Annotated in this window: 13 protein-coding genes and 1 pseudogene; 2 read left to right on the forward strand and 12 right to left on the reverse strand. The window is 67.3% G+C overall.

Annotation, left to right across the window (positions count from 1 at the left end; genetic code table 11):
- The 4 genes and pseudogenes from QOD90_RS03050 to QOD90_RS03065 form a co-directional block, all read right to left on the reverse strand.
- A partial coding sequence (locus QOD90_RS03050; protein WP_526346546.1) for an SAM-dependent methyltransferase occupies nt 1-602 on the reverse strand: 602 nt, incomplete at its 3' end.
- 3 nt (nt 603-605) lie between these two features.
- Entirely contained in the window at nt 606-1,541 is a 936-nt protein-coding gene (gene hemC, locus QOD90_RS03055; protein ID WP_526346562.1) for a hydroxymethylbilane synthase, read from the reverse strand.
- 32 nt (nt 1,542-1,573) lie between these two features.
- A pseudogene (locus QOD90_RS03060) lies at nt 1,574-2,940 on the reverse strand (glutamyl-tRNA reductase).
- A gap of 63 nt (nt 2,941-3,003) precedes the next feature.
- The gene (locus QOD90_RS03065; protein ID WP_526346548.1) at nt 3,004-3,297 is read right to left on the reverse strand and encodes a glutaredoxin family protein; all 294 of its coding nucleotides are present in this window, start codon (nt 3,295-3,297) and stop codon (nt 3,004-3,006) included.
- 78 nt (nt 3,298-3,375) lie between these two features.
- Between QOD90_RS03065 and QOD90_RS03070 the strand changes: the two genes are divergently transcribed.
- On the forward strand, nt 3,376-4,218 hold the full coding sequence (locus QOD90_RS03070) for an HAD family hydrolase (protein WP_526346564.1): 843 nt from the start codon (nt 3,376-3,378) through the stop codon (nt 4,216-4,218).
- Between the two features lie 64 nt (nt 4,219-4,282).
- Nucleotides 4,283-4,825: an FAS1-like dehydratase domain-containing protein gene (locus tag QOD90_RS03075; RefSeq protein ID WP_526346566.1), complete on the forward strand. Its 543-nt coding sequence runs from the start codon at nt 4,283-4,285 to the stop codon at nt 4,823-4,825.
- On the opposite strand, the gene QOD90_RS03080 is transcribed toward QOD90_RS03075, so the two are convergent.
- The 8 genes from QOD90_RS03080 to QOD90_RS03115 form a co-directional block, all read right to left on the reverse strand.
- Entirely contained in the window at nt 4,826-5,917 is a 1,092-nt protein-coding gene (locus QOD90_RS03080) for a lysophospholipid acyltransferase family protein (RefSeq protein WP_526346568.1), read from the reverse strand. It lies immediately after the preceding gene.
- A 6-nt stretch (nt 5,918-5,923) separates the two neighbouring features.
- Nucleotides 5,924-7,048: an SDR family oxidoreductase gene (locus QOD90_RS03085; protein WP_526346550.1), complete on the reverse strand. Its 1,125-nt coding sequence runs from the start codon at nt 7,046-7,048 to the stop codon at nt 5,924-5,926.
- Between the two features lie 29 nt (nt 7,049-7,077).
- Nucleotides 7,078-7,179 carry a 30S ribosomal protein bS22 gene (locus QOD90_RS03090; protein ID WP_003402602.1) on the reverse strand — a complete coding sequence of 34 codons (102 nt, stop codon included), beginning with the start codon at nt 7,177-7,179 and terminating at the stop codon, nt 7,078-7,080.
- 153 nt (nt 7,180-7,332) lie between these two features.
- Nucleotides 7,333-7,590, reverse strand: a complete 258-nt coding sequence (locus QOD90_RS03095) for a helix-turn-helix domain-containing protein (protein WP_526346552.1) — start codon at nt 7,588-7,590, stop codon at nt 7,333-7,335.
- Nucleotides 7,591-7,728: 138 nt separating this feature from the next.
- The gene (gene proC / locus QOD90_RS03100) at nt 7,729-8,601 is read right to left on the reverse strand and encodes a pyrroline-5-carboxylate reductase (protein ID WP_526346554.1); all 873 of its coding nucleotides are present in this window, start codon (nt 8,599-8,601) and stop codon (nt 7,729-7,731) included.
- A gap of 32 nt (nt 8,602-8,633) precedes the next feature.
- Nucleotides 8,634-9,509, reverse strand: a complete 876-nt coding sequence (locus QOD90_RS03105) for an acyl-CoA thioesterase (protein ID WP_526346556.1) — start codon at nt 9,507-9,509, stop codon at nt 8,634-8,636.
- Nucleotides 9,510-9,523: 14 nt separating this feature from the next.
- Nucleotides 9,524-10,369, reverse strand: coding sequence for a sugar phosphate isomerase/epimerase family protein (locus tag QOD90_RS03110; protein WP_526346558.1), 846 nt, complete (start codon nt 10,367-10,369; stop codon nt 9,524-9,526).
- 20 nt (nt 10,370-10,389) lie between these two features.
- A partial coding sequence (locus tag QOD90_RS03115) for an Rv0497 family membrane protein (RefSeq protein WP_526346560.1) occupies nt 10,390-10,637 on the reverse strand: 248 nt, incomplete at its 5' end.

Consider the following 10,637-nt stretch of genomic DNA (forward strand, 5'->3'; position numbering starts at 1 on the left):
GCCGCCTCGGGGAGGTGAGTCGCCGTGGCGTGCAGGATCAGGGGACCGGGAGCCGCGGCAAGCGCGGCCCAGTCGACGTCACCGCGGACGTCGGCGACGGTGTGCGACGAGCCGAGCGGCAGCCCGGCGTACGTCGGCACCGCCGCGCCCGGCGAGAGCCCTGGGACGATTTCGAAATGCGCCTGCGTGCGCGCCAGCGCACTGACCTCGGTGATGACGGAGTCGACCGACAGCGGATCGCCCGCCACCAATCGCACGACGTCGACGCCGGTCCGTGCCTCGTGGACCAGAAGCTTGGCAACCTCGGTCGGATCACCCAGTGCGGGGCGAACATCCGCGCCGCCGGGGACGGTGGTCGCGACTGGCGTGTCTGCCGGTGCCGCGTCGTCGTTCTGCGGCGCAGCCTCCGCCGGGCCCGACGTGGGCGGCAGCTCGGAGCCAACTATGGCGAGCACCGCCTCGGGTACGTCTGGGTCCGTGAAGACCAGTGCCGCGTTGGCCAGAACCGTGCGCGCCCTCGTCGTCAGCAGGCCCGGATCACCGGGTCCTGAACCGACGAACGTGATGCGGCCGGGCTTGCTCTTGCGCCCTCGGGTCGTCATCCTTCACTCCCGCTCTGTCGTCCGCTGATCCAACAAGTCCCGCGCCCCCAGTTCGAACAACTCCGCCGCGACCGAGAGCCCAAGCTCCCTGGCCCGTTCGGGAGCACCGATACCGGACGCGCGGATCACATCGGATCCGTCCAGCGTCGCCACGCAGCCGCGCAGCGACAGCTCCTCGAAGACGTTGCCCTCCTCGTCGATGGACTCGACCACTTCTGCGATCGCACCCACCGGCGCGGAACACCCCGCCTCGAGCTCGGCGAGCAGGATTCGCTCTGCGGTGACCGCGACGCGCGTGTCGGAATGGTCCATCTCCGCCAGCAGCGCGACGAGCTCGGTATCGCCCGCGCGACACTCCACCGCGAGCGCACCTTGAGCCGGCGCTGGCAACATCTGCACCGGCTCCAGAGTCTCGGTGACGTCATCTTGCCGTCCGATGCGGACTAGTCCCGCCCGGGCGACGACGACGCCGTCGAAATCACCGTTGCTTACCCTGTTCAACCTGGTGTCTAGGTTGCCTCTTAGGGGGCGAATTTCCAAACCGAGACCCAGTGCTCTAAGCTGCGCCGCCCGCCGCGGGCTCGACGTGCCGATCACCGAACCCGCTGGCAACTCTCCCAGCACCAGCCCGTCGCGCGCCACCAAGGCGTCCCTGGCGTCCTCGCGTGGTGGGATGGCCGCAATGACGAACCTGTCGTCGGTGGCGGTCGGCAAATCCTTGTAGGAGTGCACGGCCATGTCCACGTGGCCGTCGGCGATCGCCTCTCGCAGGGCCGCGGTGAACACTCCGACACCGATGTCGGCGATCGGCTCACTGGATCGGTCACCCGCAGTGGAGATGATGACGAGTTCGCACGCGTGACCCTTGGCTATCAAGGCGTCTCTGACCAAACCGGCCTGGGTGGTAGCCAGCAGGCTGCCCCTCGTGCCGATCCGGATGGCCGTATCGCGCGTCAGTGCCAAGTGACTACTCAGCTTGACCTAGATCGGACCGCGTGTCGTTCGGAATCAAATCCATTGCGATGACTGGCAATTCGCCACCGGCGACCGCGTCGACGGCCTGCGGATCGAGCTCGAACAGTTCGCGCAGCGCCTCGGCATAGCTGTCGCCGCCCGGCGCACTGGCCAGTTGCTTGACGCGAACCGTCGGGGCATGAAGGAGCTTGTCGACGACCCGGCGCACGGTCCGCGCGACCTCGTCGCGATGCGCGGATTCGAGCTGGGGCAGCCGGTTGTCGAGACGCAGCAGTTCGGCCTCGACGACGTCGGCGGCGCGCCGGCGAAGGGCGGTAACGGTGGGTGTGACCTCCGCCATCCGTTGCCCGGCAAGATAGTTGGCAACCTCCGCGGCGACGATTGCGCGGGCCTCGTCGGCGTCGGAGGCGGCGGCTCGGGCCGTCGGTTCGCGCTGGATGCGCTCCATGTCGACGACGTACACGCCGGGCAGACCGGCGACGGCCGGATCGACGTCGCGGGGCATGCCGAGGTCGCAGATGACCAACTGCCTGGGGTCCTGGCCGTGCGCGAGACCTCGGTGCACGTCGGCGAGCGAGACCACGGGGCGCACGGCCCCGGTACACGAAACGACGACGTCGGCATCGGCCAGCACGGGCTGGATGTGGTCGAACGGGAACGCGTGCGCGTCGACGCCCTGGCCCCGCAGGTTTTCGACGAGCCGCTCGGCGCGCGGAAGCGAGCGGTTGACGACGTGGACCCGGCCGATGCCCGCCCGCACCAGGTGCGCGGCCGCCAGCGAGCCCATCGACCCGGCGCCGACCACGGCGGCGGAGCGCCCCGCGAGACCGGACAACTTCCTGTCGGCCATCTCAAGCGCCACCGAGACCACCGAAGCGCCCGCGGCGTCGATACCGGTCTCCGAGTGCACTCGCTTGCCGACCTGCAGCGCGCGTTGCGCCAGCTCGTGAAGGGTGCGTCCCACGGTCTGATGGGCCTCGGCGGAGGCGTAGGAACGGCGGACCTGCCCGAGGACCTGCTGCTCGCCGATCACCGCGGAGTCCAGGCCGCTGGTCACCGCGAAGAGGTGCTCGACGGCGGCCTCGGCGTATCGCACGTAGGCGTACTTGGTGAGGTCGCCCAACGACATCCCGGAGTGCTCTGACAGGACCTGCCCGATGACCGAGAGGCCGCCGTGGAACGCGTCGACGACCGCATAGATCTCCACGCGGTTACAGGTCGACAGGAACATGACTTCGGTGACGAGCGGGGACTGCAGCACCTCGTCGACGATCTTGGCCTGTTCGGACTCGTCGGTGCTGAGTCTTTCCAGCACGGATACCGGGGCGCTGCGATGCGAAACCCCGAAGAGAAGAACGCTCATGGCCTCGTCACCACGCGGTCAAAGATAGTCGTCTACCAGCCCGCCCACCAAATTCGCCGAGACCTAACCAGCTCCGAGATCGGCGCGGAGCGCCGCCTCGTCGACCTCCCAGTAGCTGTGTTGCACGCCGTCGAGCAGCACGACGGGCAGCAAGTCCCCGTACTCGGCACGCAGCGACGGGTCCCCTGCCTCCGCCGCAGCGTCCACGTCGGTGCAGAGGAGCTCGAATCCGAACTCGTCGGCCAGAGCCACGAGCACTGCCTCGGCCTTTTCGCACAGGCTGCACCCGGCCCTCGTCAGCAGCAACACACTGTGCTGATTCCCGGGTCGCTCCGCTCCTGCCCTCCGATGCTCCACGGCTCCGAGTATCCCGTGCCCTACTGTTGAAGGGTGTCCGAGTCAGGGGCTGAGGCCGACGTGGAGGCCGGTCCAGGGATCGGCGAGGAGTCCGACGCCGTCGAGCAGATCCTCGCCGACGAGGCGTCCGAGACCGAACCACCCCCGCCCGACCTGACGGCCGCCGCCTTCTTCGACGTCGACAACACGTTGGTGCAGGGCTCATCGCTGGTGCACTTCGCGCGCGGGCTGGCGGCGCGGAAGTACTTCACCTACGGCGATCTGGCGCGATTCGGCTACGCGCAGGCGAAGTTTCAGCTGACCGGCAAGGAAAACAGCGACGACGTAGCGGCCGGGCGCACCAAGGCGCTCGCTTTCATCGAGGGCAGGGCGACCTCCGAGCTGACCGAGGTCGGCGAGGAGATCTACGACGAGATCATCGCCGACAAGATCTGGCAGGGCACACGGCTCTTGGCCGAGATGCACCTCGACGCGGGCCAGCAGGTGTGGCTCGTCACCGCGACGCCATACGAGCTGGCGGCCACCATCGCCCGCAAGCTCGGCCTGACGGGTGCGTTGGGCACGGTCGCCGAGTCGGTGGACGGCGTGTTCACCGGCCGCCTCGTCGGCGAGATCCTGCACGGCGCGGGCAAGGCGCATGCCGTACGGTCGCTGGCCATTCGCGAGGGACTCAACCTGCGGCGTTGCACGGCCTATTCCGACAGCATCAACGACGTGCCGATGCTGTCACTGGTCGGCACCGCCGTCGCCATCAATCCCGACGCCGCGCTGCGGGACCTGGCCCGCAAACGGGGCTGGGAGATCCGTGACTTTCGGACCGCCCGCAAGGCCGCCCGCATCGGCGTCCCCTCGGCGCTGGCGCTCGGCGCGGCGGGCGGCGCCCTGGCCGCGGTCGTTTCTCGTCGCGGAAATGGCAGCTGAGCGGTCGCTGATAGGCTCGGCGCCGCTGGAGCCAGAAGTACTGAGCGGGGAGCGCAACCGAGAAATGACCATCGCCGAAGACATCATCGGTACCCACTACAGGTATCCCGATTACTTCCTGGTGGACCGCGAAAAGGTGCGCGAGTTCGCGCGCTCCGTCAAGGACGACCATCCCGCGCACTACACCGAGGAAGCCGCCGCCGAGTGCGGCCAGGGCGCGCTGATCGCCTCGCTGACGTTCGTCGCCGTCGCGGGACGCAGGGTCCAGAACGAGATCTTCAATCAGTTCGATGTGCCGATCAACATGGAACGCGTGTTGCACCGCGACCAGAAGCTGGTCTTCCATCGCCCGATCGTGGTCGGCGACAAGCTGTGGTTCGACTCCTACCTCGACTCGGTGATCGAATCGCACGGCGCGGTGATCACCGAGGTCCGCGGCGAGGTCACCGACGACGACGGCAAGCCCGTGTTGACCAGCATCGTGACGCTGTTCGGCGAGTCGACCAGCTCCGAACAGCATGCCGAGGTGACGGCCCAGATCGCCGCCGGACGCGATGCGGCGATGAAGCGGATGATTGCCGGGCAAAAGTCAGCAGCCACACCGTAATCAGCCGAGGAAGGGATTCCTCCGGTTGGCGAGCAACTGATACAGCGTCTGCTGGATGGTCTCGCGAACCTGGTCGGTCAACTCGAAGGTGACCATCGGATCGTCGGCCGCCGACTCGTCGTAGTCGTCGGTGGCGATGGGCTCACCGAACTGGATGTGCCACTTCGATGGCAGCGGGACAAGGCCGAGCGGCCCCGCGAGCGGGAACAGCGGGGTCACCGGGAAGTACGGCAGGCCGAAAAGCCGGGCCAACAACTTGACGTCGGTGATCATCGGATAGATCTCCTCGGATCCGACGATCGAGCACGGCACGATGGGTGCGCCTGCGCGTAGAGCTGCGGCGACGAACCCGCCGCGACCGAAACGCTGCAGCTTGTAGCGGTCCCGGAAATTCTTGCCAAGGCCCTTGTACCCCTCGGGGAACACGGCGGTGAGTTCGCCGGCGGCCAGGAGGCGATGGGCATCGGCGGTGCATGCCATCGTGTGGCCCGCCTTGCGCGCGGCCTGCCCCATGAGCGGCATGTCGAACACCATGTCGGCGGCCAGCAGGCGCAGATCGCGGTTGGCGGGATGGTTGTCGTGCACGGCCACCGAGGCCATCAACCCGTCCAGGGGCAGCACGCCCGCGTGATTGGCGACGATGAGCGCCGCACCGGTTTCCGGCAAGTTCTCGATACCGCTGACCTCGACCCGAAACCAGTTGCGGAAGAGCCCTCTCAGCAAAGGCAAAAAGATAGCCTCGTTGAGGTGTTTGTCGAAGCCGAACTCGTCGACGGTGTAGTCGCCCGACATCCGCTTGCGGACGAATTCGGCGGCCGCCGCGATGCGCTGGGCGAGTTCGTTGGGCCCCTCATCGAGGGCCGCACCCGCCGCGGAGCCGCGACGATGATCGATCTCGTGGACGACGGCCGCGATCTGCTCGGCGGACGCCCGCGTACCGGGATCATCGAGCAATGACGGATGCCGACGTGCGCTCTCGGTACGTGCCGCTGCCCGTCGCTGAGCCGATGCCCGGCTCGAATTCGAGTGCAGCGGAATCACTTTCGCTTTTGAATCGCCCGCCACGTCGTTACCTTCTCCCCACCCTGAAATACAAGACTAACGCCCCCAACGCTCCACTGCAGAAATGGCCCGACTCTCGATCGAGCGTACCCATCGCGGATCGATGATCGGCGTCAAACCTCGACCGCGTACGTAATCGTCGAAAGCCTCCGCCGTCGTCCACTTCGGGTTGTAACCTAAATCCTTCCGCATCCTTGCGGTATCCATCACCCGGCCGTAGCTGACGTAGTTCAGCTGCTCGCGGTCCAGTTCGGTGTACCGGGTGGCGCGCCTCAGCGAATCAACGGCAGACAATGCCGATCTCGGCACCGGCAACTGTAGCCGCCCCGACCGACGGATCGCCTGCGACATCATGATGATGCCCGCGCCGCCCACGTTGAACGTGCCGGAACGGCCCGCCATCGTCGCCCGCTCCAGCACGCCGAGCGCATCCTGTTCGTGCAGCAACTGTAGCCGCGCGTCATGGCCAAGCACCGACGGCACCACGGGCCCGGCGAGGAATCGCGAAAGCGCGGTATCCATTGCCGGCCCGATCATGTTGGCTAGCCGCAGGATCGTCACCGCGATGTCCGGGCGTCGCCGCGCCAGGCCGCGCGCGTAACCCTCGATGTCGATGCTGTCCTGGGCGAAGCCCTCGCCAGGAGGCCTGCGCGAACTGCCGTCCTCGGTGAACAGCACAGGGTCGCGCGGACTCGAGCCGTAGACCTCGGACGTGGACTTGAGGATCACCCGGCGCACCGACGGAGCCTTCTGACAGGCCGCGAACAGCTGCATCGCGCCCATGACGTTGAGCTCCTTCAGCGCTGCCCGTCCGCCCGCGCGGGGCGCATACGACGCTGCCGCGGCATGCACGACGGTGTCGACGTCCCCGTTGCGGATCACCTTCGCGATGAACGGGTTTCGGATGTCGGCGCGCACGAACTCGGCGCGACCCATCCGGCGCAGCAAATCCTTGCTCGGCGCGACCGCATCAACCGCGATGACGTGATTGATCAGGGGGTTCTGCGCCAGCCTGGCGGTCAGATACCCGCCGAGAAACCGACATGCACCGGTGACCAGCACGACCTTGGGGTAATGCGGCGTGCCCTGAACGTCGGCGTCCCCGGAGTCCTGCCCGTCGCCCTGCCCGTGCTTCTGCGGCGGCCGGCCCGTCGAATCCATCGGGTCAGCCTAGCGGGACAAGGTGCGAGCTACTTGCCGAGTTTTCTGCGCTGCACCCGGGTGCGACGAAGCAGCTTGCGGTGCTTCTTCTTCGACATGCGCTTGCGCCGCTTCTTGATGACTGAACCCATGAACTCCGCTACCTAAGACATCTCCGGACATTTGTGCCAGGAGAACCGACTCGTCACCTTACCCGGCATGCCCGGAGGTACGAAAACGGCTGGAAGCCCGCCTGCGTCGGTGCGCTCCCGTCCCGGGACGATCGACCCACCCGGGGCCCAGCCCTAGCCTGCGTCGAAGTACGACGTCTCCAAGAGGTCGTGCACGGCCTTGGCGTGCACCCGGAACGACCGGCCCACGCGTACCGCGGGCAGCTCACCGTTGTGGACCAGTCGGTAGACCGTCATCTTGCTCACCCTCATCAGGCTCGCCACTTCCGCGACGGTGAGGAACTGCTGTCGTGGAGGTTCGCCGCCGGAACCATCACGCGACGATTTGCCGCTGGCGGAATCCCGCGAAGATGGCCCGTTCATAGACGTCATCGCAACCCAATCAATCAGGCACGCCTTGTCCAACGGCTTCCCCACCGCTGGCGCAGGAGCGCGCATACCTCAGGGAGAATAGCGTGGCCATTGGGGTTATTGCGACGGGTGTGGGCTAATTCGATGGAATTTCTTGAACTACTCTGGTGTAATTCCTAGCTGCTCAGAGCGTGTTTTTGCCGCAACGACAGCCTCGGCTACCGCCGCCCGGAGGCCACCCCGCTCCAATTCCCGCAGACCAGCGGCCGTAGTGCCGCCCGGCGACGTCACGGTCGCGCGCAGCTGAGCGGGGCTGGTGTCCATCGCCGTGCCCATTGCCCCGTCGCCCGACGGGTTGGCGTTGTCGAGGCTCTCCAGCAACATTGCGGCGGAACCGGCCATCGTCTGGACCGCCAGATCGGTCGCAACGGCCCTTGGCAGCCCCACGGCGACGCCGGCGTCGACGAGCGCCTCGACCATCAGGAAGAAGTACGCCGGACCCGAGCCCGACACCGCGGTGACCGCGTCGAGCTGAGACTCCGGCACCGTCAGGACACCACCGACCGCGTCGAAGATCGCCGAGACCTCCTTGAGCTGCTCGGCGGTCGCGAAGCGGCCAGGGGCCAAGGCGCTGACCCCTCCACCGACGACCACGGGGGCATTGGGCATCACCCGGATGACGGGCGCACCCGCGGGAAGGTTCGCCTCGTAGTAGGCGGTGCTGACGCCCGCGGCGACCGTGACGAAGACCTGCTCGGCACTGTTGTTCTCCGCCCGCGCGGCGGCTTCGGAGATGTCACCGATGACCAACTCGACGTCGGACGGCTTCACGGCCACGATCACGTAGGCCGCGTTCTCGGCGGCGTCGGCCACCGTGGTCACCAGGACCGAATAGGTCTCGGACAGATACTTCGCACGGTCGGGGTGCCGCTCGGCAATGACCATGTCCTTGGCCTGCCTGCCCGAGCGCAGCAGCCCGGAAAGCAGTGCCTCGCCGATGCTTCCGCCGCCGATGATCGCAATTCTCGCCACGGAGGCAAGCATTGCACGCCCGCCGGAGGGACCTACGACTGTGCCTGCGGCACCAGAGCGAGCTGCCTGGACTGAACGATGATGCGCCCCTCGCAGTCCACCACCACGTGGTCCTCGTCGAACCACTCCTGCCCGATCTGCATCGTCGTACACATCACCCGCAGCCAGCCGTCCGCAGGCATGCCACGCAGGTAGGCGGTCAGCTGAACCGTTGGCGCCCAGCCGAACCGGTTGACGCCGAATGTGACCGGTGCCGATACGTCACCGCACAGCAGCGCGAACAGCACGTCCGGCGAGCCCACCTTCGGCCGCACCCAGTACTCGATCACCGGCGGTCCCCCGTCGGCCCGCGGTGCCATCGTCGTCAACGACGGCCGGATGTCGCAGCCGTGCGCCAGGTGCACGATGTCGGCCATCGGGTGCCCCGGTCCGATCGGCTCGAGGCCGGGCGGTGGGTCGGGCGTCATCAGTGGCACCACGGGGTTGACCGACAGCAGCGGTGCGACGTCGTGCTCGGGTTCGGCGAGTGTCATCGCCGCCCGGACCGCTGTCTTGTCACCCTGCTTGAGCTCAACGTCGACGAGGCTGACGCGGCGCCCCCGCTTGCGGATCGTGGTGACCACGCACAGTGGGCCTGGATCGGGAGCCCACAGGAAGCTGCCCGACACCGCGATCGGCTCGACCCCACGCGCTGAGACATCCCCCGAGTCGCTGCGCTCCTGCCCACCGCCAACGGCCATCCGCGCCGCATTCGCACACAGCGCCAGCATCGCGCCACCATGCACCTTGGGCCCGATGGTCCAGTGTTCGTTGAGCTCGCCTTCGAACACGGAGGAGACGCCGCCGTCGCCGCCCGACGACACCTGCGTCAACGCCATCGCATCGGTGAACGACGTGGACAGACTCAAGACGGCCCCAATCTCTAACGCAACAAATGCGTTCGCGCGAAATCCAACGACTCACTCAACAACTGCTCGCGTTCGCCTGCCGTCCGCGCTCCCGAGGTGGTGACCTCGAGGATCACGTGGCCGGAGAAACTGCTGGCCGCCAGCATCTGACAGATCTCGGCGGTCGGCTGGGTACCGCGCCCCGGCACCAGGTGCTCGTCGGTCGACGCGCCGCTGCCGTCGCACAGGTGCAGGTGCACCAGCCCGTCACCCATCCGGCCCGCCATGTCGATGGCGTCGGTACCTGCGGTCGCCGAGTGCGACAGGTCCAGCGTGTAGTGGGCGTGGTTGCCGTCCAGCGGGTCGTATGACGGCGCAAACGCCGAGACGGCTATCCCCGGCGTGCCGCCGCGCTTGCGCATCCGTGAGATCGACGGCTGCCCCGTGCCGAAGATGCGGTCGGCCCGGAACGGGAACATGTTCTCCACCGCGACCATGACGTCACTGGACTGCTCCAGCGCGGCCACCTGGTCGCTGAAACCCTCGGCGTAGCGCCGTTGCCAGCGGAACGGCGGGTGCACGACGACGGTCTGCGCGCCCAGTTGTTCGGCTGCCCGGACGCTGCGATCGAGCTTGGAGATGGGATCGGCGCCCCAGACCCGCTGGGAGATCAGCAGACACGGCGCGTGCACGCTCAGCACCGGCATGCCGTACTTGTCGGACAGCCGCTGGATCGCCGGGATGTCCTGACTGACGGACTCCGCCCACACCATCAGCTCGACACCGTCGTACCCCAGCCGGGCGGCGTACTCGAAGGCCGCCTCGGTCCTCAACGGGTATACCGAGGCAGTCGAAAGACCGACCTTGATGGCGGGGCGCACTGAGGGATAAGTGTGACGCGTCAGTGGGACTGCAACAGTGCCAGGGGGCCCAACGTGACCAAGGCGCCAACCGCCACCGCGATCAACGTGCTGCCGATGTCCTCCGTCTTGCGCACCACCCGGACGCCGACCACCAGGCCGAGGATGACGAGCACGGACAACACCAGCGCGACGATGGTGTTCCAGCGCCAAAGCTGATCGAACGCGATGAACAGACCCGCGCCGAAGGCAACGGCGAGGATGCACTGCACCACTACCCAGACGCCCC

The sequence above is a fragment of the Mycobacterium sp. genome, from assembly GCF_032161845.1.
In the GTDB taxonomy this organism is placed as follows: Bacteria; Actinomycetota; Actinomycetes; order Mycobacteriales; family Mycobacteriaceae; genus Mycobacterium.